This window comes from Caballeronia humi, assembly GCF_001544475.1.
Lineage (GTDB): Bacteria > Pseudomonadota > Gammaproteobacteria > Burkholderiales > Burkholderiaceae > Caballeronia > Caballeronia humi.
The window spans coordinates 278,140-299,353 of record NZ_FCNW02000002.1 but is presented as its reverse complement, the minus strand read 5'-3'; the positions used below and the strand labels follow the sequence as shown (position 1 = coordinate 299,353).

19 protein-coding genes and 3 riboswitches are annotated in these 21,214 nt (G+C 64.3%); of the genes, 7 read left to right on the top strand and 12 right to left on the bottom strand.

Annotated elements, in window-relative coordinates:
* Position 1 precedes the first annotated feature (1 nt).
* The 3 genes from AWB65_RS04295 to cobW are packed head-to-tail and all read right to left on the bottom strand — an operon-like array spanning position 2 to position 5,842.
* The gene (locus tag AWB65_RS04295; RefSeq protein ID WP_087665950.1) at positions 2-1,006 is read right to left on the bottom strand and encodes a magnesium chelatase ATPase subunit I; all 1,005 of its coding nucleotides are present in this window, start codon (positions 1,004-1,006) and stop codon (positions 2-4) included.
* Complete coding sequence (gene cobN / locus AWB65_RS04290) at positions 1,003-4,770, bottom strand: cobaltochelatase subunit CobN (protein WP_087665949.1); 3,768 nt, start codon at positions 4,768-4,770, stop codon at positions 1,003-1,005. The genes AWB65_RS04295 and cobN overlap by 4 nt, the downstream gene beginning before the upstream one ends.
* A gap of 4 nt (positions 4,771-4,774) precedes the next feature.
* Positions 4,775-5,842, bottom strand: coding sequence for a cobalamin biosynthesis protein CobW (cobW, locus tag AWB65_RS04285; protein WP_087665948.1), 1,068 nt, complete (start codon positions 5,840-5,842; stop codon positions 4,775-4,777).
* 122 nt (positions 5,843-5,964) lie between these two features.
* A riboswitch (cobalamin riboswitch) is annotated at positions 5,965-6,245 on the bottom strand.
* Positions 6,246-6,300: 55 nt separating this feature from the next.
* Positions 6,301-6,539: riboswitch (cobalamin riboswitch) on the top strand.
* A 138-nt stretch (positions 6,540-6,677) separates the two neighbouring features.
* On the opposite strand from cobW, the gene cobA reads away from it, so the two are divergent.
* The 5 genes from cobA to AWB65_RS04260 are packed head-to-tail and all read left to right on the top strand — an operon-like array spanning position 6,678 to position 9,951.
* Positions 6,678-7,421: a uroporphyrinogen-III C-methyltransferase gene (gene cobA, locus AWB65_RS04280; RefSeq protein ID WP_087665947.1), complete on the top strand. Its 744-nt coding sequence runs from the start codon at positions 6,678-6,680 to the stop codon at positions 7,419-7,421.
* Positions 7,418-7,813 carry a cobalamin biosynthesis protein gene (locus tag AWB65_RS04275; protein WP_087665946.1) on the top strand — a complete coding sequence of 132 codons (396 nt, stop codon included), beginning with the start codon at positions 7,418-7,420 and terminating at the stop codon, positions 7,811-7,813. Before cobA ends, AWB65_RS04275 begins: the two co-directional genes overlap by 4 nt.
* Positions 7,810-8,412, top strand: a complete 603-nt coding sequence (cobO, locus tag AWB65_RS04270; RefSeq protein WP_087665945.1) for a cob(I)yrinic acid a,c-diamide adenosyltransferase — start codon at positions 7,810-7,812, stop codon at positions 8,410-8,412. The genes AWB65_RS04275 and cobO overlap by 4 nt, the downstream gene beginning before the upstream one ends.
* Before the next feature lie 4 nt (positions 8,413-8,416).
* Positions 8,417-9,715, top strand: coding sequence for a cobyrinic acid a,c-diamide synthase CobB (locus AWB65_RS04265; RefSeq protein ID WP_087665944.1), 1,299 nt, complete (start codon positions 8,417-8,419; stop codon positions 9,713-9,715).
* Positions 9,712-9,951 (top strand): DUF1289 domain-containing protein, encoded by a 240-nt coding sequence (locus AWB65_RS04260; RefSeq protein WP_087665943.1) that lies wholly within the window; start codon positions 9,712-9,714, stop codon positions 9,949-9,951. The genes AWB65_RS04265 and AWB65_RS04260 overlap by 4 nt, the downstream gene beginning before the upstream one ends.
* A gap of 33 nt (positions 9,952-9,984) precedes the next feature.
* On the opposite strand, the gene AWB65_RS04255 is transcribed toward AWB65_RS04260, so the two are convergent.
* Together AWB65_RS04255 and AWB65_RS04250 are read right to left on the bottom strand one after the other, a co-directional pair.
* On the bottom strand, positions 9,985-10,767 hold the full coding sequence (locus AWB65_RS04255; protein ID WP_087665942.1) for a CbtA family protein: 783 nt from the start codon (positions 10,765-10,767) through the stop codon (positions 9,985-9,987).
* 9 nt (positions 10,768-10,776) lie between these two features.
* Positions 10,777-11,004, bottom strand: coding sequence for a CbtB domain-containing protein (locus tag AWB65_RS04250; RefSeq protein ID WP_087665941.1), 228 nt, complete (start codon positions 11,002-11,004; stop codon positions 10,777-10,779).
* Positions 11,005-11,044: 40 nt separating this feature from the next.
* Positions 11,045-11,169: riboswitch (cobalamin riboswitch) on the bottom strand.
* 23 nt (positions 11,170-11,192) lie between these two features.
* Here AWB65_RS04250 and AWB65_RS04245 point away from each other — a divergent pair.
* Positions 11,193-11,738, top strand: coding sequence for a histidine phosphatase family protein (locus AWB65_RS04245; protein ID WP_087665940.1), 546 nt, complete (start codon positions 11,193-11,195; stop codon positions 11,736-11,738).
* 5 nt (positions 11,739-11,743) lie between these two features.
* Here the strand turns inward: AWB65_RS04245 and AWB65_RS04240 are convergent, their stop codons facing one another.
* From AWB65_RS04240 to AWB65_RS04230, 3 genes are all read right to left on the bottom strand, one after another.
* Positions 11,744-12,022, bottom strand: coding sequence for a hypothetical protein (locus tag AWB65_RS04240; protein WP_235007497.1), 279 nt, complete (start codon positions 12,020-12,022; stop codon positions 11,744-11,746).
* 80 nt (positions 12,023-12,102) lie between these two features.
* Positions 12,103-13,020 carry a bifunctional Delta(1)-pyrroline-2-carboxylate/Delta(1)-piperideine-2-carboxylate reductase gene (lhpI, locus tag AWB65_RS04235; protein ID WP_087665939.1) on the bottom strand — a complete coding sequence of 306 codons (918 nt, stop codon included), beginning with the start codon at positions 13,018-13,020 and terminating at the stop codon, positions 12,103-12,105.
* A gap of 43 nt (positions 13,021-13,063) precedes the next feature.
* The gene (locus AWB65_RS04230; protein ID WP_087665938.1) at positions 13,064-13,834 is read right to left on the bottom strand and encodes a DUF1223 domain-containing protein; all 771 of its coding nucleotides are present in this window, start codon (positions 13,832-13,834) and stop codon (positions 13,064-13,066) included.
* A 180-nt stretch (positions 13,835-14,014) separates the two neighbouring features.
* Here AWB65_RS04230 and ppk2 point away from each other — a divergent pair, with 180 nt between their 5' ends.
* Positions 14,015-14,911: a polyphosphate kinase 2 gene (ppk2, locus tag AWB65_RS04225; RefSeq protein WP_087665937.1), complete on the top strand. Its 897-nt coding sequence runs from the start codon at positions 14,015-14,017 to the stop codon at positions 14,909-14,911.
* A 16-nt stretch (positions 14,912-14,927) separates the two neighbouring features.
* Here the strand turns inward: ppk2 and AWB65_RS04220 are convergent, their stop codons facing one another.
* From AWB65_RS04220 to AWB65_RS04205, 4 genes are all read right to left on the bottom strand, one after another.
* Positions 14,928-15,140 carry a hypothetical protein gene (locus tag AWB65_RS04220; RefSeq protein WP_200821662.1) on the bottom strand — a complete coding sequence of 71 codons (213 nt, stop codon included), beginning with the start codon at positions 15,138-15,140 and terminating at the stop codon, positions 14,928-14,930.
* A gap of 114 nt (positions 15,141-15,254) precedes the next feature.
* A complete protein-coding gene (locus AWB65_RS04215) occupies positions 15,255-16,766 on the bottom strand; it encodes an efflux transporter outer membrane subunit (protein WP_087666041.1) in 1,512 nt (503 codons plus the stop codon).
* 8 nt (positions 16,767-16,774) lie between these two features.
* Positions 16,775-19,972 (bottom strand): efflux RND transporter permease subunit, encoded by a 3,198-nt coding sequence (locus AWB65_RS04210; RefSeq protein WP_087654265.1) that lies wholly within the window; start codon positions 19,970-19,972, stop codon positions 16,775-16,777.
* 54 nt (positions 19,973-20,026) lie between these two features.
* Positions 20,027-21,211 (bottom strand): efflux RND transporter periplasmic adaptor subunit, encoded by a 1,185-nt coding sequence (locus AWB65_RS04205; protein WP_087665935.1) that lies wholly within the window; start codon positions 21,209-21,211, stop codon positions 20,027-20,029.
* Positions 21,212-21,214: the final 3 nt, after the last annotated feature.

The following is a 21,214-nucleotide window of genomic DNA, read 5'->3' as shown; positions in this document are numbered from 1 at the left end:
CTCAGACTTTTTTTGGCTGAAGCGGCCTCACGTTCTTGACCGTCGATGTTTCGACGGGCTCGGGCGGCAGATAGCCCCAGTCGGAGTCGTTGGCTTGCTGTTGGGAGGAACGAGGCGCGTCGTGCGTCGCATGAGGCGGCGCGCCGTGCTCGCGTCGCCGATGCATCAGCACCGATTCGGCCACCCGCTCGACATGCTCGACGCTCACATCGCTCGCACTATCGAATGCGGCAAGCGCACGCGCCGCGCGCAACATCACGAGATCGGCGCGCAAGCCATCGACGTGCGCCGCGATGCAAAGCTCGCTCACGTGCGCGTGAACGGCATCGTCGAAATCGAGATTCGCGAGGGCGGCGCGAGCGTCGTGGATGCGAACAGCGAGCGCCGCCTGCGCGTTCGAATGCTGCTCGCGAAACGCGTGCGGCGCGGCATCGAAGGCGAGCCGCGCCTTGACGATCCGCTGACGCACCGAAGCATCGAAGCAATTGCCGAGTTGCACCGCGAGCCCGAAGCGGTCGAGCAATTGCGGACGCAGCTCGCCTTCTTCCGGATTCATCGTGCCGATCAGGACGAAGCGCGCTTCATGCCGATGCGAAATGCCATCGCGCTCGACCGTGTTCACCCCGCTTGCGGCGACATCGAGCAACTGGTCGACGAGCGGATTCGGCAGCAGGTTCACTTCATCGACATAGAGCACGCCCTGATGCGCCTTCGCGATCAGCCCCGGCGAAAACTTCACGCCGCCGTCGCGTAACGCGCTTTCGATATCGAGCGTGCCGATCAACTGCTCCTCGCTTGCGCCGAGCGGCAGCGTGACGAGTCGTCCCGCGGGCAACAGTTCGGCGAGCGCGCGCGCCGCCGTCGATTTCGCCGTGCCGCGCGGACCGGTGACGAGCACGCCACCGAGCGCGGGATCGACGGCCGCGAGCAGCAGCGCCTGCTGCAACGGTTCCTGCCCGACGAGCGCGGCGAACGGAAATACGGGGGAAAGTGCGGTGTCGTTCAAGTTCGTTGGCCTTCGATTTGCTGTTCGGCATCGAGCAGATGTTGTTCGACTTGGCTCCGATAGTCGCCAGGGTTCTGCCACAGGCCGCGTTGCATCGCCTCGGTCAGGCGCTCGCAGATCGAATGCAGCGCATGCGGATTGTGGCGTTGCATGAATTCGCGCGTATCGGCGTCGTTCACGTAGGCATCGGTCACGAGCGCGTACTGGTGATCCGACACCACGCGCGCGGTCGCATCGTAACCAAACAGGTAATCGACCGTCGCCGCCAGTTCGGACGCGCCCTTGTAGCCGTGGCGCTTCACGCCGTCGATCCATTTCGGGTTCACCACGCGCGAGCGTATTACCCGCGAAATCTCCTCGTTCAACGTGCGGATACGCGGCGCGGCCGGGTTGCTGTGATCGGCGTTGTAGGCCTGCGGCTGCGAGCCGGAGAGATGCCGCACCGCCGCGATCATGCCGCCCTGGAACTGGTGGTAGTCGTTCGAATCGAGCAGGTCGTGCTCGCGGTTGTCCTGATTCTGCACGACGACATCGATGCTCGCGAGCCGCGCGCCGAATATCTCGCGCGCGTCGACACCATCGCCGCTTTGCGCATACGCGTAGCCGCCCGTGCTTTGATAGGCGCGCGAGAGATCGGTGTCGTCCTGCCATTGCTTCGCGTCGATGAGTTCCTGCAAGCCCGCGCCGTACGCGCCCGGTTTCGTGCTAAACACGCGCCATCCCGCGCGCAGACGCGCTTCCTTCGCATCGAGCCCGAGCGCGATGTGCGCATCGCGCTCGCGCATGATGCGAGCGCGGATCGGATTCAAGTCTTCTGGTTCGTCGTCGAGTTCGGCGATCGCCTGCACGGCGGCATCGAAGAGATGCATGAGGTTCGCGAACGCATCGCGGAAAAAACCCGACACGCGCAACGTCACGTCGATGCGCGGACGGTTGAAGATCGTGATTGGCAAAATCTCGAAGTCGGTCACGCGGTGGCTGCCCGCCGCCCACTTCGGACGCACGCCCATCAGCGCGAGCGCCTGCGCGATATCGTCGCCGCCGGTGCGCATCGTCGCCGTGCCCCACACCGACAACCCCACCGCTCGCGGGTAGTCGCCGTGATCCTGCAAATGCCGCTCGACCAGCAGATTCGCGGACTTCAAACCGATCGACCATGCGGCTTGCGTCGGCAAGGCGCGCGTATCGACGGAGTAGAAATTGCGGCCGGTGGGCAACACGTCGGGACGTCCGCGCGATGGTGAACCGCTCGGGCCCGGCGGCACGAAGCGGCCTTCGAGGCCGCGTCGAAGCTGCTCCAGCTCTTGGGGTCCGCACGCGTCGAGCCGTGCGAGCAGGTCGCCTTTGAGGCGCTTCAGCACGGGCGATGTGATCGGCCATGCGTGCGCGTCGATGTCTTGCGATTCGAGCAGCTTTGAGGCCAGCAGTTCAAGACGCTCGCGCGTGTCGCCGTGATGACGCCATGTGGCATCGCTCACGTCATTCAATGCGGCCGGACGCAAGCCCGTCCACGGCGCGGCCCAATCGGAATCGAGCGGATCGAACGCATCGCCGAGTTGCAGGTCGCGTGCAAGCGCGGCGAGCAGGCTCGCGTTCGCGCCCTGTGCGTCGCCGCTCGGAAAGCGGCCCAGCGCGAGCAGCGTATCGCGTCGCTGCACGCCTTGTGGCGAAGCACCGAACGTATGCAAACCATCACGAATCTGCGCTTCCTTTAGTTCGCAAAGGTAGGCGTCGGCGCGTGTGAGCAGTGCATCATCATCGTTCGTATCGACACCCAGTTCCTCATGCAGCCGATGCGCGACGATGCCTTCAAGAATCGTCTTGCGCAGCAATTTCGCGCGACGCGGATCGACCATCAGCGCCTCGTAGTACTCGTCGACCTGCCGCTCCAGGTCCTGCAACGGCCCGTAGTTTTCGGCGCGCGTGAGCGGTGGCATCAGATGATCGATGATCACCGCCTGCGCGCGGCGCTTCGCCTGGCTGCCCTCGCCCGGATCGTTGACGATGAACGGATACAGGTGCGGCATGGCCCCAAGCGTGAGGTCGGGCCAGCACGAACCGGATAGCGCCATGCTCTTGCCCGGCAGCCATTCGAGATTGCCATGCTTGCCCACGTGCACGATCGCATCGGCGGCCAAGCGCGTGCGCAGCCAGAAGTAGAACGCGAGATACGAATGCGGCGGCACGAGTTCGGCATCGTGATAGCTCGCGTAGTCGCCGCGTTCGCGCGAGCGCGCCGGTTGAATGCCGATGAACACTTCGCCGCTGCGCCATCCCGCGATCATGAAGCGGCCATGACGCACCGACGGGTCCGCTTCCGGCGGACCCCAACGCGCGTTCAGTTCCTGCTGCACGTCGAACGGCAGCTTGCGGAAGACGTCGAGATAGTCGTCGAGAGCAAGGCTTTGCAGCGCGGGACGCATGTCGCGCACGATGGGATCGTTCGTCACGCCTTCGGTCAGCGATTGCATGAGCGCGTCGCCATCGGCGGGAATCGTGCCGGTGCGATAGCCCGCATCGTTGAGCATCGAAAGGATATTCACGACCGATGCAGGCGTATCCAGCCCGACGCCATTGCCAATGCGACCTTCGCTCAGCGGATAGTTCGCGAGGATCAGCGCGACGCGTTTTTGCGCATTGCCGATCGACCGCAAGCGGCACCAGCGGCGGCTCAGTTCCGCGACGAAACGCACGCGCTCATGATCGGGTTGATAGCGCACGACATCCACTTGCGTGTGCTTGCATCGATACGCGAGGCCCTTGAAGCTGATCGCGCGCGTGATGATGCGGCCGTCGACTTCAGGCAAAGCGACGTGCATCGCGACGTCGCGCGAGTTGAGACCGTGATTGTCCTGCAGCCAGTCGTCGCGATTGCCCCCGCTCAGAATCACTTGCAGAACCGGCGCATCACCTGCGAGCTCGAACGGCGCGGGATCGTCGATGACGCCCGCCGCGAAGGCCGTCGTGTTCAGCACAAGCGATGCGTTATGTTCCGCGCACAACTGCTGCACGACTTCGCGGCTCACCGCATCCTTTAGCGACGACATCGCGATCGGCAACGGATTCATGTCTTCGGCTTCCAGCGCGTCGATCAGCGCATCGAAGACGGCCGTGTTGCCCGATTGCAGATGCGCGCGATAAAAAAGAATCGCGACGACCGGCGCGCCTTCGTTCCAGCGCGCCTGCCAGTCTTCGATAGTCGCAACTTCGCGTGCCGGGTGATACAACGCGACGGCCGGCAGCGCGCTCGGCGCGCGCGCTTCGCGTCCCCAGCCGAACGCGCGATGGCCGATGCAGCGCAAAAACTCCTCGGCGTTTTGCGCTCCGCCTTCGCGCAGATAGCGCCATAGCTCGTGGCACAACGCGGGATCGGCGGTGCTCTTCGCTATGAGGTTCGCGTCCTCCTGCAAGTCGCCGGAGAACATCACGAGCGTCTGCTTCTCGCGCTTCGCCAATGCGACGACGCGCTCGATACCGTACGGCCAGTAAGCCTCGCCGCCGAGATGATCGACGATCACGACACGCGCGTGACGAAGCACGTCGTCGACGTAGAAATCCACCGATGCCGGTTGCCGCAAAAACGATTGGTTCGCAAGCCGCACCGCTGGAAAACCCGCTTCCAGCCGCGGATACACGCTGGCGAGCAGAGAGAGCGTGGTATCGGCGGAACTCAGCACGACGATCGGCGCGGGCGTCTGCTCGATGCGCATGACGCCCGCTGCGTCATCGACGAAACCGCCAGGCGTCGTGCGCAACAGATGCATGGCCTTACGCCTCGGCCAGCGCGTTCGCGAGCGCTCGTTGCAGCGCGGGCTGATCAAGATCCTCGCCGATCAGCACGAAGCGGCTCGCAGCCTCGTTCGCTTCCCATCGACGGTCGAAGTAACTATCGAAGCGCCGTCCGACGCCCTGCACGACGAGCCGCATCGGCGCGCCGGGCAGCGCGGCGAAACCCTTCACGCGATAAATCGTGTTGCTCTCAACGAGCGTCTGCAAGGCCGCAACGATCTGCTCACGCGACTCCACCTGCGCATGAACGACAACCGAATCGAAGTCGTCGTGATGATGATCGACGTGACCTTCGGCATCGACGGAACCGTGGTGATCCTGCCGCAGGTGAATCGTGTTCTCCGATGCCGATTCCAGACCGAGCAGCGCATGCAGATCGAGCTGGCCCCTATGCGCGGGCACGATCTTCACCTCGGCGGGAATTTCGCCACGAATCAGCGTTTCGACTCGCGCCCGCTGCGTGTCATCGATCAGATCGGTCTTGTTCAGGATGACGAGATCGGCCGAAGCCAACTGATCCTCGAACAACTCATGCAGCGGCGATTCATGATCCAGATTCGGATCGGCGCGACGCTGGGCATCGACGGCTTGCGGGTTCGCCGCGAACTGGCCGCTTGCGGCAGCGGGTCCGTCGACCACGGTGACGACCGCATCGACCGTGAACGCGTTCTTGATCGACGGCCAGTTGAACGCCTGCACGAGCGGCTTCGGCAACGCGAGGCCCGACGTTTCGATGAGCACGTGATCGATTTGTCCGCGCCGCTCGACAAGCTGCTCCATCACCGGATAGAACTCCTCCTGCACCGTGCAGCAGAGGCAACCGTTGGCAAGTTCATAAAGATTGCGCTCGCCCGACGACGCTTCGTCTTCGCAACCGATGCCGCAGCCCTTGAGGATCTCGCCATCGATGCCGAGCTCGCCGAACTCGTTGACGATCACCGCAATGCGCAGACCATTCGCGTTCGACAAGATGTGCCGCATCAGCGTGGTTTTGCCGCTGCCGAGAAAGCCGGTAACGACCGTCACCGGGATTTTGCGCGTTTGCATCCGTTGCTCCGTGTGTATGGTGCCAGCGCTTTCACTCGTGCGGAACCAGCATGCCCGCAAGCCGGAAAGCGTGATGAGAGGAGAAATCGCGCGCCGCATCCCCGCGACGACGATTCGTTCGATAGTGTCCGATTTTTCTGGCCGGTATCCGGGCTGACGAAAACGCCGCTTCACCTTCCCGCGCGTAACACGTTGCGCAGTGGAGCCATGCATGTGCTGAATAAAGCACATGCACCGAAGCCGGCTTTGCCGCGCATGAATCGAAGCGCGCGGCTTTCGCTTACCGTTGCGGGGGCAGCGCAAGTTGGCGGACGTTCCGTGAAAGGACCGACCGCTTCCTGCTTCCCGTTTAACCGCGCGCGAGAGATCCACGCGCGCGAGCACCAGAATTGCGAGCAAGTCTAGGCTGCAAGCGCACGAGCGTCAAGAAACGCGGGGCATGCGGCCCCATTCCTGTGATATCTTTGGCCCGCGTCTGGTGCTCATGCATGCGCTTCGAAGCAGGCATAGTCAAACGGGAAACAGGGAGCAAAATAGAGCCAACCTGTGCTGTCCCCGCAACGGTACGCGACCGGCGGCGCTTTTTAAGCTTGGAGCGCCGCGCATTCCTTTCACGGCCACTGCGCGGCAGCACGCGCGGGAAGGCGAACGGCATGAGGTCGCAAGCCCGGATACCGGCCAGCGCAAGTGGCGAAAACGCGTGCTTCTCAACGGCGCGGTTCGCCGAAACGCCGCATCCGCGAGGGACGGATGTGCGGCGTCGTATTGATTTCAACCCGCATCACATGAATCCAGCTATCGATTTCCATCGCGTGCAGCCTCGCGGAGCAGCGGCATGACCGCACGCCCAGGCAGCGTCCACCTGATCGGCGCCGGCCCCGGCGACGTCGAGCTGATGACGCTCAAGGCCGTGCGCGCGCTCTCGGAAGCGGACGTCGTGCTCGTCGACGATCTCGTCAATCCCGACGTCCTCAAGTTCGCACGCGACGACGCGCTCATCACGTACGTCGGCAAGCGCGGTGGACAGCCGTCGACGCCGCAGGCCGTCATCTTCGAGCTGATGCTCACGCACGTCCATGCGGGGCGCCGCGTCGCGCGCCTGAAGGGCGGCGATCCGTTCGTGTTCGGGCGCGGCGGCGAGGAAGTGCAGGCGCTCGCCGACGAAGGCGTGCACGTCGAAGTGATCAGCGGCATTACGGCGGGAATCGCGGCGCCCGCGTCGGTGGGCATTCCGGTCACGCATCGCGATCACGCGATGGGCGTCGTGTTCGTCACGGGCCACGGCGCAAGCGGCGACACCGGCAATCGCGAGCCCGACTGGAACGCGCTCGTCGCGACAAAGATGACGCTCGTCATCTATATGGGCATGCGGCGGCTCGGCGAGATCGTCGCGGCGCTGCTTGCCGCGGGCCTCGATCCGCAGACGCCCAGCGCCGCCATCGCCGCCGCGACGCGTCCCGAGCAGCGACATCTGCGCGCGCCGCTCGAACAGTTGCCCGATGCCGTGAAGACCGCGTCGCTCGGGGCACCGGCGATCGTCGTGATCGGCTCGGTCGCGGCGCTCGGGGACCGAACGTGAGGACGATCGCCGTCGGCATCGGATGCAGGCGCGGCGTGAGCGTCGCGCAGATCGAAGCGGCTGTGCATGCAGCGCTCGGCGCGCTTTCGCTCGACGATGTGCGCGTGATCGCGAGCATCGAGAGCAAGGCCGGCGAAGCCGCGTTGCTCGACTTCTGCACGCGTCACGCGTTGCCGCTTCGGCTGTTCACTGCCGCGCAAATCGCCGGCGTCGAAACTTCGGCATCCCCGCACGTTCAAAAACATCTCGACGTCGGCGGCGTATGCGAACCCTGCGCGCTGCTCGCCTCGCACGGCGGGCGCATCGTCGTCACGAAGACGGTTGCGGACGGCGTGACCGTCGCGATCGCCGCCGACCGCATCACACTCAACACATCGAAGAGCCACGCATGAAGACCGATCCCGAATCCCATCTGCGCATGACGCAGCGTCGCAAGGAAGGCCACGAGAAGAAGCAGGCCGCCGCCGATCATGAGAAGGGCCTCCTGATCGTCAACACCGGCAACGGTAAGGGCAAGACGACGGCCGCGTTCGGCATGGCCGTGCGCGTGCTCGGACACGGCATGAAACTCGGCGTCGTGCAGTTCATCAAGGGCGCGCTGCATACGTCGGAGCGCGATTTCCTCGCGGCGATCGCCAATTGCGACTTCATCACGATGGGCGACGGCTACACCTGGAACACGCAGAACCGCGACGCCGACATCGCCACTGCGCGCAAAGGCTGGGACGCGGCGCGCAGGATGATCGAAAGCGGCGAGTACCAGATGGTCGTGCTCGACGAGCTGAACGCCGTGCTCAAGTACGAATACCTCCCGCTCGACGAAGTGCTTGCCGTGCTCAACGCGCGGCCCGCTACGCTGCATGTCGTCGTCACCGGCCGCCACGCGCCCGATGCGCTGATCGAGGCCGCCGATCTCGTCACCGAGATGCGGCTCGTGAAGCACCCGTATCGCGAGCAGGGCGTGAAGGCACAACGCGGCGTCGAGTACTGAGCCGATGCGCGCCTGCCCCGCTCTCTTCATCAGCGCCCCGGCTTCGCATCAGGGCAAAACCACCGTCACGGCCGCGCTCGCGCGCCATCACGCGCGGCTCGGACGACGCGTGCGCGTCTTCAAGACCGGGCCGGATTTTCTCGACCCGATGATTCTCGAACGCGCGTCGGGGTCGCCGGTGTATTCGCTGCATCTGTGGATGGTGGGCGTGGACGCGTGCCGCGCCTTGCTCGCCGATGCTGCGCGCGACGCCGACCTGATCCTGATCGAAGGCGTGATGGGCCTCTTCGACGGCACGCCGAGCAGCGCCGATCTGGCGACCGCGTTCGGCGTCCCGGTGCTCGCCGTGATCGGCGCGCACGGCATGGCGCAGACCTTTGGCGCCCTTGCCTTTGGACTCGCGCGTTATCGTCCCGGCTTGCCGTTTCATGGCGTGCTCGCGAATCGCGTGGCGTCGGCACGGCATGCGCAGATGCTGAGCGAAGCGATTCCCGAGGGCCTGCGCTTTTGCGGGCATCTGTCGAACGCGGACGATATCGCGCTGCCCGATCGCCATCTCGGTCTCACGCAGGCGGCTGAAATCGCCGACCTCGATGCGCGTCTCGATCGCGCGGCGGATGCGATCGGGAAGACTGCGCTAAACGATCTGCCGCCCGTCGTGCAGTTCGAGGATCAGGCGCTGCCCGAAGCGCCGCTTCTGCTCGAAGGCTTTCATATCGCGGTGGCGCGCGATGCCGCGTTTTCGTTCGTCTATCCCGCGAACGTCGATTTGCTGCGAACGATGGGCGCACGCGTCAGCACGTTCTCTCCGCTCGCGGACGATCCCGTTCCCGATGGCGCGGATGCGCTCTATCTCCCCGGCGGCTATCCCGAACTGCACGCCGCGACGCTTGCGCATAACGCGCGCACGGCGGCTTCGATCACGGCGCATGTGCGGAGCGAAAGGCCCGTGGTGGCCGAATGCGGCGGCATGCTGTATCTGCTCGATTCGCTGCGGACCATCGACGGCGCGCAGCACGCGATGCTCGGCCTCCTGCCCGGCGATGCCGCCATGCAGAAACGCCTCGCACGCCTCGCGATGCAGCGCATCGATACCTCACATGGCATGGCAACGGGTCACACGTTCCACTATTCGTCGATGACCACGCCGATTCAGCCGCACCTCATCGCGACGCACGCAACGACGGGCGCCGAGGGCGAGGCGTTGTATCGGCATGGACCGATCACCGCGACTTACATGCACACTTACTGGCCGTCGAATCCGGCTGCCGTCGCTGCGCTCTTCCGCGGCGAACCGCTATGAACACGACGACAACGACGATATTCGAACTCACCTTCACGATCGAGCGCGCGAAGTCGCAACAACCGATTGGCTCGCCGTGCACGAACGTGTGCCGCCTCGACCAGACGACGGGCCTCTGCGAAGGCTGCTTCAGGGATCGCGCGGAGATCAAGGCATGGAAGACGATGGACGATGCCGGCAAGCTCGCGCTCTTTCCCGCGCTCATCGAGCGCAAAGCAAAAAGGCGGCTGGGTTAGCAGCCGCCTTGCGTTGCGCGTTACCTTGAAACGTCAGGCGTGCGCCACACGGCGTATCGGCGCGCGCTCCAGTTCACGCGCGGCGAGCGCGCCGAAAACGAGCCCGAGCGTCGTCCACAGCAACGCCTGAATGCCAACCGACGCAATCCGGAAATTCCACAGCAGCGATGCCGGGAACCCGGCGGGCACTTCGTCGATGGAAGGCAGCACGAACTGCGCGAGCGCGATCAGCACGACATACGCAGCGCCTGCCATGAGCGTCGCGTTCCACCCGCCGTGCTGCTTGTCGAGGCGCCGTTGCAACCACACGGCGAGCACGGCGGCCACGATCGAAATCGCGATCATGCTGAAAAAGAGCGTGGTGCGCGGCCCGATCGTTTCGGGATTTCCGACGGCCGGTGGATTCGGCGGGTACTTGAGAAACGGCACGATGGCCACGCTGACGAACCCGAAGAGCGCGAGCATCGCGGACGTCCCGCGTGCGCGCAACGCGCCAAGCCGCCCATAAGCGAACGCGAACACGAGCGAGAACAAACCGCCCAGCGCCGTGCCGAACACCGCGACGCCGGTCAGCAGACCCAGCCCGGATTGCGTATCGCGGCTGACGATTTCCTCGTCGTCACCGTGATCGTGCGAGTGGGCTGCTTGCGTGGCATCGGCGCTGGCTTGCGCATGATCGTGCGAATGTTCGTGCTGCTCCTCGAACGCGATCGCGCGCGCGACCGATGGCTCGCCGAACGTCTTCGCGAAGCCGCAGCCGACGAGGCCCGCGACCAGTCCCGCGAGCATGCCGCGTATCAACAGATTGCGAATCATCGTGCGTCCTCAGTGGCAGGGGAAACCGAGCAGATGGCGTCCGTCGTGCACGAATTCGTGGATATAGGTGCCCGAAAAGATCGCGGTCGCGCCCTGCTCCGCGCCGACGAAATAGATCGCGATCAGGAGGATGAGGCCGAGAAAAATGGCCCACGGCAGCACTTCACGCACCGGAATGGGTACGGGTGCATCGATTACGGGCGAAACTGGGGCAGCGAGATGGGCCGAAGCGGACATAGTGTTCTCCAGGGAAAGACGCGTCCCAAAGATGAAGCGAAGACGAAGGAAGGATGCAGCGGGGGTCTGACTCGCGGGCACGCCTCGATCGGCGCATCCGCTCACAGTGGCGCGACCGTGCCGGGTTTTCACCGACTTCCTCGCACTGCAAGCTTGCCATTCTAAGATGATCGACGGCAAAGTAAAGCATGAAGACCGAACTCACCTTGATTTGCCACGCCGCGACCCACGCGATGAAGACGGGCAGGTTCCCGACGTCGGACGACCCAATCGAGGCGGTCGATCTCGTGATGGCGAAGCGGCGAGTGGTGACAAGCGCGGCGCGGGCCGCGCGCGAAACGGCGGCGCTATTCGATGACGAAGCGCTGATCGATCAATCGTTCGATGATCTCGACTACGGTCGCTGGCACGGCCGTTCGATTCGTGACGTGCACGATGAAGACGCCATAGGACTGGAAGCGTGGCTGTCCGATCCGTTCAGCGCGCCGCATGGCGGGGAAAGTCTCGAAGCGCTGGCCGGACGCATCATGAGCGGCTACGAGCGATACGCGCAAGGCGGCTCCCACATGATCGTCACCCATGCGCTTGCGCTCAAGGTCACGCTCGCGCGAGTGCTCGATGCACCGCTCGAATCGGTCTATGCGATGGATTTCGAGCCGCTGTCGACGCTCGTACTCACACGTCACGACGCCGGATGGCGCGTGCGTATACCTGCGATTCTTACCAGCGTGTGAAGAAACTACGCCTTGGCGCCGCGCGCCATGCGCTGAAGCGTCGACGAGTCGATGGCGCCCGCGCAGATGCGCACCGCCTCCGACAGCGTGCGCGGACGGCCCGTGCCGAACTGCGCTTCGAGCATCGCGACGGCGCGCAGACGTTCGTCGTTGCCAAGCTTTTCGCCGGTGGCGAGTTCGAGCACGGAGATGAAATAGGCGGCGGGCGGCGTCGCCCGGTCGGCGGGCGCTCCGGCCCAGGAAGCTGCGGGTGATGCCCACTGCGTGTCTTGTCGACGATTCATTGTTTAGTCCGGATTGAAGCAACAAAGAACCCGAAGCGAGCAAGGACCATTCCAGGCGACGAACGAATCCGCGTACACCCTTATTCTTCTGATAAGACGTCGCGCGCCACGCGGCAGGCCGCGAGATCCCACGCCGCGCATCCCACGGTCTTGAAGACGACGGGCCGCGTGATTCGCGCCGTTTTCTTCAGCACGTTCGAAAGCGGCTGCACCTCGTCCCAGCCGATCCCCGCCTGGATCAGATCACCCGCTTCGTGGCGCGCGCCGGCGGCATCGTCGACAAAGACATCGCTCGCGAGAATCGTCGATGCCGCGATTTCCGCCGCGTCCGGCGTGAACGCGCCGACGCCGATCACGAGCCGCCCCGGTTTCGGCGCGAGCGTGTAGACGGGCTTCTTGCTGGTGGTCGTCGTGATGACGACATCGATCGAATCGGGGATATCCCGGCTCAGGAGCGGCGCGAGAGTCGGCGACAACGCCCGATGCGCCGCGCAAAACGCTTCGGCACGCGCAGGCTGCGACCCGAGAATCAGGATGCGCGTCGCCGGATAAAGGCTCGCCAGCGCCTCGACATGGTGCAGCGCCTGCTTGCCCGTGCCGATGACGAGCACCTCGCCGGGCGCGCGTTCCGTCAAGCATCTGATGCCCAGCATAGTCACGGCGGCGGTCCGGCGGCCGGTGACCGTCGGGCCGTCGAGCATGAATTGCGGCACGCCCGTCGATGCATCGAACGCCGTCACCTGGCCGTGGATCGTCGGCAAGCCGAGCGCGCGGTTGCGCGGGCACACGTTGACGAGTTTGTGCATTGCGAGATCGGCGGCGCTCGCGGGCATCGAGAGCATCACGGCGCCGTCTGCGAGCGGCACCACCATGCGCTCGGGGCTCACGATGCGTCCGTCGGCGTAATCGAGCATCGTGGCTTCGAGCGTCGCCACGAGGCGGTCATAGGGCAGGAGGCGCGCTGTATTGGGTTCGTCGAAACTCTGGATGGTGGTCATCTTGGGTTTGCGTGGTAGGTCAGCGGCTCATTCTACCGATGACTCAACCCCCGCATGCCGCTTCCGCCACCTGAAGAACTTCGCCCGTCGCCGCGTTTTCGACGAAGGCGACCACGCTGTACTTCGTCTTCGGCTCGCCCGCGTAGTCGCCGGTCAGTCTGGCGCGGCCATCGGCGATGCGCACGGGCCCAATCCAGCGCCGCACCACACGATCGTGATGAAGTAGCACGCCCCGGTTCTCGCCCGCCTGCACCTGGCTCTGCAATCCGCTTTCGATGATGGCCGCGTACGCGACGGCATCGGCGGGAAGATTCGGGCGCGCGCTGAACGCGGCGTCGAATGCGAGCCTGCCCTCAATCTGCGTACTCGTTTCGATGCGGATATCGGCGAGCGGCGCTTCGGCATTCATCTGCCTGATGCGCGCATCGACGCTCGAACCATCCGACCAATTGCGCCACTCGCGGCCCGCGACGAACACCTCCGGCGTGTAGACGACGCGTTGCCCGCCCTGCGTCGACAGGCGCTGCTGCCTGCCCGTAAACGACGCTTGAGCGAAGCGGTCCTTCCAGCCGAGGCTGTCCCAGTAGTCAACGTGCAACGCGATCGGCACGGCAGCATCGCTTTTGCGCGCACGGTCGAACTTGCTCAACCAGCGGTCGGCGGGCGGGCAACTGCTGCAGCCCTCGCTCGTATAAAGCTCGACGAGCGCCACACGATGCGCCGGGCTCGTCGCCGTGCAGGAGCCGGCAAGCGCCGGCCACGCGGTGACGGCGGCGAGCGCGCCCGCCACGAGACGAATGAAGAAAGCCTGCATGCGATGCTCCTCCGTTCAAAGTGGGATACTGCTTTGTCGCGCGAGGCAAGCCGAAATTACAATCATCGCACTGGGGCAAGCCGCCGAGTCACGCGAATGTCACACGCCTGACACCGTCGACCCGGACAATCGGCCGACCGCCGCACCCCCGCGTGCGCCCAAACGTCAACGGAGCTCACCATGATTTCGCAAGACCGGCAGCGCCGCTTCGAAGCGGACCTGATCGACAGTTACGACGAAGAACTGGAGATGGAAGTCGATGATCGCCTGCTCGATGGCGAAAGCGCGCTCTCCGAGGAAGCGCGCGAATCGCGCAAGGTCTATTTCCGCGAGTTGTTCCGCCTGCAAGGCGAACTCGTGAAATTGCAGGACTGGGTGGTGAATACGGGGCATCGGCTCGTCGTGATCTTCGAAGGCCGCGATGCCGCGGGCAAGGGCGGCGCGATCAAGCGCATCACGCAGCGGCTCAATCCGCGCGTGTGCCGCGTCGCTGCGCTTCCCGCGCCGAACAATCGCGAGCGAACGCAGTGGTACTTCCAGCGCTATGTATCGCACTTGCCGGCGGGCGGTGAGATCGTGCTGTTCGATCGAAGCTGGTATAACCGCGCGGGTGTCGAGCGCGTAATGAATTTCTGCAGCGACGACGAATACGAAGAGTTTTTCCGCTCGGTGCCGGAGTTCGAAAAAATGCTGGTGCGAAGCGGCGTCCAGATTCTGAAGTACTGGTTCTCGATCACCGACGACGAACAGGAAGTGCGCTTTCAGGCGCGCATCGAAGATCCGCTGAAGCAGTGGAAGCTGAGTCCGATGGATCTGGAGAGCCGGCGACGCTGGGAGGCGTACACGGTGGCGAAAGAAGTAATGCTGCAGCGCTCGCACATTCCGGAGGCGCCGTGGTGGGTCGTGCAGGCAGTGGACAAGAAACGCGCGCGGCTCAATTGCATCCACCACTTGCTCGCTCAGGTGCCGTATCACGACATCGAGCATGCCCCGATCGATCTGCCCGCGCGCGTCTATAACGATGATTATTTGCGGCAGCCCGTGCCTGAGAGCATGATCGTGCCGGAGATCTATTGAACGATTAAAGCCTGCTTCAGCAGTGGCATTGGCGGCACACCGCGCGCGATTCGGCGTGCGGCGCGCGCGGCCTGAACACTGCCTTGAACACGTACTGCGATCCCTTCGCGAACACGACCAGCGTCACTTGCGCCAGATTGAAATCGAGTGTCACCATCAGGCGCATCAGCACCAGCATCGGCAAGACGATGGCCGGTTGATAAAGTTGTCTTTCGATTAGTGCTCTCATAGCAGGCTCCCATTCCATGATTCAAATTCTACGGAGCGGGAGCCTCCCGATAAAGACGCGCAACACGAAGACATATGTTCGTGTTTCAGAACAATGGCGCCAAACTGACACTGCTTAACGTTGTGCCAGGCTCGGCTCGACAACCGGCGTCGGCATCGCATCGCCCCAGCCGCCGCCGAGCGCGCGAATCAGGTTAACGGTCGCCACCGCCTGGGTCCCCGCGAGTTGCACCGCCACCCGCTGCGACTGCAGCACCGTGCGCTCCGCATCGATCACGTCGAGATAATTGACCGCGCCCTCGTTGTACTGCGTGCGCGACAACTGCGCCGCGCGCCCCGACGACTTCACCGCGTCCGCCTGTGTCTGCGTCTGCCCTTCGAGGATGCGCAGGTCCGAGAGGTTGTCCTCCACCTCCTGGAAAGCGACCAGCACCTGTTGCCGGTAGTTCGCCACATCCTCTTCGTATACGGCCCGCGCATTCGCGAGATTGCCCTTGCGACGGCCGCCGTCGAAGATCGGCATCGAGAGCGCCGTGCCGACGAGTGGCCCGAGCAGGAACGTGCGGCTCGACCACTGGAACAAATCGCCGAGCGTGCCCGATTCGAAACCGCCCGCGCCCGTCAGCGTGAGCGACGGGAAGAAAGCCGCCTTCGCCACGCCGATGCGCGCGTTCGCCGCCGCCATCGCGCGTTCGGCCGCGGCGATGTCGGGCCGCCGCTCCAGCAACGACGAAGGCAGGCCCGGCGGCACGCGAATCTCGACCGGCTTCAACGGATTCGCCGCCATCGAGAACTGCGCGGGCGCCTTGCCGAGCAGCACCGCGAGACCATGCTCCGAGGCCGCGCGCAGACGCTGCACCGTCATCGCGTCGGAGCGTGCTGTCGCGAGTTCGGACTTCGCGCGCGCCACGTCGAGCTCGCTGATATCGCCTTCGGTGAAGCGCCGCTGCACGAGCTTAAGCGCCTCTTCACGCAACGTCACGGTGCGCGTGAACACATCCATCTCGGCATCGAGTTCGCGCAGGTTGAAGTAGTTCTGCGCGACGTCCGCCTGCAGGGCAAGCTGCACCGAGCGGAACAGCGCCTCGCTCTGCTGCGTGTCGGCCTTCGCGGCATCGACAGTCGATGCGACGCGGCCAAACAGATCCACTTCGTAGGACACGCTCGCCTGCGCGCGCCACAACGTCTGCGCCGGGACGTTCGTGCCCTGCGGCTGAAGCTGCGATGCCGCCGACAGCTTCTCGCGCGTCGGGCCGAAGCCCGCATCGATCGTCGGGAAGAGGCCCGCGCGCGCCGTCTGGTTGATCGCGCGCGCTTCCTTCACGCGCGCGGCCGCGGCCTTCAGGTTCTGGTTCGCGTCGGCGGCCTGGCGTTCGAGATCGTTGAGCGTACTGTCGGCGAAGATCGTCCACCATTCGCCGCGCATCACCTCTTCCGACGGCTGCGCCGTCTTCCACGTACCCGCTTCGGCCGGAGAAATGGTTTCAACCGGCGTTTCCTTGAACGCGCCCGGCGCGTTGACATCGGCGCGCTCGTAGGTCGGGGCGAGCGAGCAGCCCGCGACAACCAGCATCGCGGCCACGAGGCTCGACAACCCCAGCCATCGTTTCGATAACGACTTGTTCATCATTGTCCTCACTGCGCTTCGTACGAAGGTTTGATACCGCGCATCTGCGGATGCGTGCCGTGCTTGTCCGTGATGTGTTCCGTGTGCGTGAGCTTGCGCAGCAGCACGTAGAACACCGGCGTGAGCATCAGGCCGAAAAGCGTGACGCCGAGCATGCCGAAGAACACCGCGATACCCATCGCGTGGCGCATTTCCGACCCCGCGCCCGTCGACATCACGAGCGGCACCACGCCCATGATGAAAGCGATCGACGTCATCAGGATCGGGCGCAGACGCAGTCGGCTCGCCTCGATCGCGGCCTCCATGATCGAGCGTCCCTGCATCTCCAGCTCACGCGCGAACTCCACGATCAGGATCGCGTTCTTCGCCGAAAGCCCCACGAGCACCATCAGGCCGATCTGCGTGAAGATGTTGTTGTCGCCGTCGGTGAGCCACACGCCGAGCAACGCGGACAGGATGCTCATCGGTACGATCATGATGATCGCGAACGGCAGCGTCAGGCTTTCGTACATCGCGGCGAGCACGAGGAACACGAGCAGCACGCTGATCGGGAAGATGAACAGCGCCGCGTTGCCAGCGAGAATCTGCTGGTACGTAAGATCGGTCCATTCGAACTTGATCCCGCGCGGCAGCGTTTCGGCAGCGATGCGTTCAGCCGCGGCCTGTGCCTGACCCGACGAGTAGCCCGGCGCCGGCCCGCCGTTGATGTCGGCGGCGGTGTAGCCGTTGTAGCGCACCACCATTTCCGGGCCATACGTCGGCGTGACCTTCACGAGCGACGACAGCGGCACCATATCTCCGTTCGCGTTACGCGTCTTGAGCAGACCGATGTCCTCGGCGCTCGCACGGAACGGCGCATCCGCTTGCACACGAACCTGATACACGCGGCCGAACTTGTTGAAGTCGTTCACGTAGAGCGAGCCGAGATAGACCTGCATCGTGTTGAACACGTCGGTGACGGACACGCCAAGCTGCTTCGCTTTCACACGATCCAGATCGACGTTCAATTGCGGCACGTTGATCTGATAGCTCGAGAACGTCGGGCCGAGTTCGGGCGTTTGCGAGGCACGCTTGATGAACGCCTGCGTCGCGTCGTTGAGCGCTTCGTAGCCGAGCGCCCCGCGATCCTCAAGTTGCATCTTGAAGCCACCGAGCGTGCCCAGGCCGAGCACCGGCGGCGGCGGGAACACGGCGATGAACGAACCCTTGATCGCCGCGTACTTCTGGTTCAGCGCACCCGCGATCGCTCCCGCCGACAGTTCCTTCGTCTTGCGGTCATGAAACGGCTTCAAGGTCACGAACACGATGCCCGCGCTCGACGAATTCGTGAAGCCATTCACCGACAAGCCCGGAAACTCCACCGCGCTTTCCACGCCCGGTTGCTTGCGCGCAATATCCGTCATCTGGCGGACCACCTGCTCGGTGCGATCGAGCGATGCGCCATTGGGCAACTGCGCAAAGCTGATCAGATACTCCTTGTCCTGCGCGGGCACGAAGCCGCCCGGCACGACCTTGCCCATCAGCACCGCGCCGCCGAGCAGCACGGCATAAAGGCCCATCATGATCGCCTTGCGGTTGATCACCTTGGTCACGCCCTTGCCATACGCTTCCGAGCCGCGATGGAACACCTTGTTGAACTGCTTGAAGAAGCCGCCGAACACGCGGTCCATCGCACGCGTGAGCCAATCCTTCGGCTCGTCGTGGCCCTTGAGCAGCATTGCGGCGAGCGCGGGCGAAAGAGTCAGCGAGTTGAACGCGGAGATCACCGTCGAGATGGCGATCGTCATCGCGAACTGCTTGTAGAACTGGCCCGTCAGGCCCGACATGAACGCGAGCGGCACGAACACGGCGACCAGCGTCAACGCGATCGCGATAATTGGCCCGCTCACTTCGCGCATCGCCTGATAGGTCGCTTCACGCGCCGATAGCCCCGACTCGATGTTCCGCTCAACGTTCTCCACAACGACGATCGCATCGTCCACCACGATCCCGATCGCGAGCACCATCCCGAAGAGCGAGAGCGCGTTGATCGAGAAGCCGAACGCGAGCAAGAGCGAGAAGGTCCCGATGATAGACACCGGCACCGCGAGCAACGGAATGATCGACGCGCGCCACGTCTGCAGGAACACGATCACGACGAGCACGACGAGCGCAATCGCTTCGAGCAGCGTGTGGATCACAGCCTCGATACTGGAACGCACGAACTGCGTCGGGTCATAAACGATCTGGTACTCGACACCGGCCGGCATGTCGGCCTTGAGTTCCTTCATCGTCTGGCGGACCTGATCGGAGATCTGCAGCGAGTTCGCGCCCGGCTGCTGGTTGATCGCGATCGCAACCGCCGACTTGTTGTCGAGCAGCGAACGCAAGCCATATTCCGATGCCGCAAGTTCGACACGCGCCACGTCGTGCAGACGCGTGACCGCGCCGTCAGGCGAGGTCTTGAGCACGATGTCCTTGAACTCGGACTCGTTCTGCAAGCGGCCCTGCGCGTTCACGTTCAACTGCACGGGCACGTTCGGCAGCGTCGGCGATGCACCGATCACACCGGCCGCGACCTGCACGTTCTGCTCGCGGATCGCGTTGACGACATCGGTCGCCGTCATCCCGCGCTGCGCGACCTTCTGCGGATCGAGCCAGATGCGCATCGAATAATCGCCCGAGCCCCAGAGCTGCACCTGCCCCACGCCACCGATCCGCTCCAGCCGGTCCTTCACGTTGATCAGCGCATAGTTGCGCAGATACGTCATGTCGTAGCGACCGTTCGGCGAGTTCAGGTGGACCACCATCGTCAGCGTCGGCGACGATTTGATCGTCGTGACGCCGAGGAGCTGCACATCCTGCGGAAGGCGCGGCAAGGCCTGCGACACGCGGTTCTGCACGAGCTGCTGCGCCTTGTCCGGATCGGTGCCGAGCTTGAACGTGACGGTGAGATTAAGGTTGCCGTCGCTATTCGCCTGCGACTGCATGTAGAGCATGTTCTCGACGCCGTTGATCTGCTCTTCCAGTGGCGAGGCCACGGTTTCGGCGATGACCTTCGGGTTCGCGCCCGGATACTGCGCGTGCACGACGACCGACGGCGGCACGACTTCCGGATACTCGGAAATCGGCAGCTTGAACATCGCGATCACGCCCGCGAGCAGCACCACCACCGATAGCACGCCCGCGAAGATCGGGCGGTCGATGAAGAATTTGGATATGTTCATGACAGTTGTTTTTGCCTTGGAGCAGCGCTTGTGACGCCGCTTGTTTGACGGTGCTTATGAAGCCGCTTTCGGGGCCGGCGCGTTGTTCGCCATCGCGACGCCGTTCGCTTTCACGACATCGTTCGGACGCACGCGCTGCAAACCGTTCACGACGATGCGCTCGCCCGGAGCAAGTCCCTTCGTGATGACGCGCAGGCCTTCCTGCTGCGTGCCGAGCGTGACTTCGCGGTACTGCACGCGGTTGTCCTTGTCGACGACCATCACGTATTTCTTGTCCTGATCGGTGCCGATGGCGGCATCGTCGACGAGCACGGCCGGATGCGGCGCGCCGCCGCCCACCTTGATGCGCGCGTAGAGGCCGGGCAACAGCGTGCCGTCCGCGTTGTCGAAGCGTGCCCGCACGCGGATCGTGCCCGAGTTCGTATCGATCCGGTTGTCGACCGAGGCCACCGTGCCTTCGCGCGAATAGCCGTCCTCGTTGGCGAGGCCGAGCGAGACCGGCACCGTGGCCTTCGTATCCCGGCTCAGATAACGCAGGTACGTTTGCTCGTCCATGTCGAACGAGGCGTAGATCGGCGAGACCGAGACGAGCGTCGTGAGGAGCGGCGCGTTCGCACCCGTCGAGACGATGTTGCCCACCGTCATCTCCGCGCGCGACACGCGGCCCGACACGGGCGCGACAATGTTCGTATAGGTGAGGTTGATCTTCGCGGTCTCGAGCGCCGCCTGCGCGGCCTTCAGGCCCGCGATCGCCTCACGCGATGCGTTCTGCTTCTCGTCGTAATCGCGCTTGGCGATGGCGTTGTCGGCGAGCAGGCGCTCGGCGCGCGCCGCATCCGTCGACGTATAGCCGTTACGCGCTTGCGCCGATGCCACTTGCGCCGCTGCGCGATCGACTTCGGCGACGTACGGACGCGGATCGATCGTGAAAAGCGGATCGCCCTTCTTGACGAGCGCACCGTCCTTGAAATGCACCGCGACGATCGTCCCCGGCACGAGCGGCCGGATATCGACCTTGTCGACCGCTTCGAGGCGGCCCGAGTAGTTCTGCCAGTCGGTGATCGTCTTCGAGACGACCGTCGCGACGTCCACTTCGGTCGCCGTCGCGCTGTGGGCCGCGGCCTCGGCGCTATTCACGGGCGCATCGCCGTGACCGCGCCATGCGGTATAGCCGCCGACTGCCGCCACGACGAGCGCGGCTCCAAGCGATGCGTAAATGCGTTTGCGAGTGAAGAACATGTC

Bases quoted from the DNA above. Each gene is read 5' to 3' on its own strand.
- cobN (WP_087665949.1), bottom strand. From the start codon at position 4,770: ATGCATCTGTTGCGCACGACGCCTGGCGGTTTCGTCGATGACGCAGCG.
- cobW (WP_087665948.1), bottom strand. From the start codon at position 5,842: ATGCAAACGCGCAAAATCCCGGTGACGGTCGTTACCGGCTTTCTCGGC.
- cobA (WP_087665947.1), top strand. From the start codon at position 6,678: ATGACCGCACGCCCAGGCAGCGTCCACCTGATCGGCGCCGGCCCCGGC.
- cobO (WP_087665945.1), top strand. From the start codon at position 7,810: ATGAAGACCGATCCCGAATCCCATCTGCGCATGACGCAGCGTCGCAAG.
- AWB65_RS04265 (WP_087665944.1), top strand. From the start codon at position 8,417: ATGCGCGCCTGCCCCGCTCTCTTCATCAGCGCCCCGGCTTCGCATCAG.
- AWB65_RS04260 (WP_087665943.1), top strand. From the start codon at position 9,712: ATGAACACGACGACAACGACGATATTCGAACTCACCTTCACGATCGAG.
- AWB65_RS04255 (WP_087665942.1), bottom strand. From the start codon at position 10,767: ATGATTCGCAATCTGTTGATACGCGGCATGCTCGCGGGACTGGTCGCG.
- AWB65_RS04250 (WP_087665941.1), bottom strand. From the start codon at position 11,004: ATGTCCGCTTCGGCCCATCTCGCTGCCCCAGTTTCGCCCGTAATCGAT.
- AWB65_RS04245 (WP_087665940.1), top strand. From the start codon at position 11,193: ATGAAGACCGAACTCACCTTGATTTGCCACGCCGCGACCCACGCGATG.
- AWB65_RS04240 (WP_235007497.1), bottom strand. From the start codon at position 12,022: ATGAATCGTCGACAAGACACGCAGTGGGCATCACCCGCAGCTTCCTGG.
- lhpI (WP_087665939.1), bottom strand. From the start codon at position 13,020: ATGACCACCATCCAGAGTTTCGACGAACCCAATACAGCGCGCCTCCTG.
- AWB65_RS04230 (WP_087665938.1), bottom strand. From the start codon at position 13,834: ATGCAGGCTTTCTTCATTCGTCTCGTGGCGGGCGCGCTCGCCGCCGTC.
- ppk2 (WP_087665937.1), top strand. From the start codon at position 14,015: ATGATTTCGCAAGACCGGCAGCGCCGCTTCGAAGCGGACCTGATCGAC.
- AWB65_RS04220 (WP_200821662.1), bottom strand. From the start codon at position 15,140: ATGAGAGCACTAATCGAAAGACAACTTTATCAACCGGCCATCGTCTTG.
- AWB65_RS04215 (WP_087666041.1), bottom strand. From the start codon at position 16,766: ATGAACAAGTCGTTATCGAAACGATGGCTGGGGTTGTCGAGCCTCGTG.
- AWB65_RS04210 (WP_087654265.1), bottom strand. From the start codon at position 19,972: ATGAACATATCCAAATTCTTCATCGACCGCCCGATCTTCGCGGGCGTG.
- AWB65_RS04205 (WP_087665935.1), bottom strand. From the start codon at position 21,211: ATGTTCTTCACTCGCAAACGCATTTACGCATCGCTTGGAGCCGCGCTC.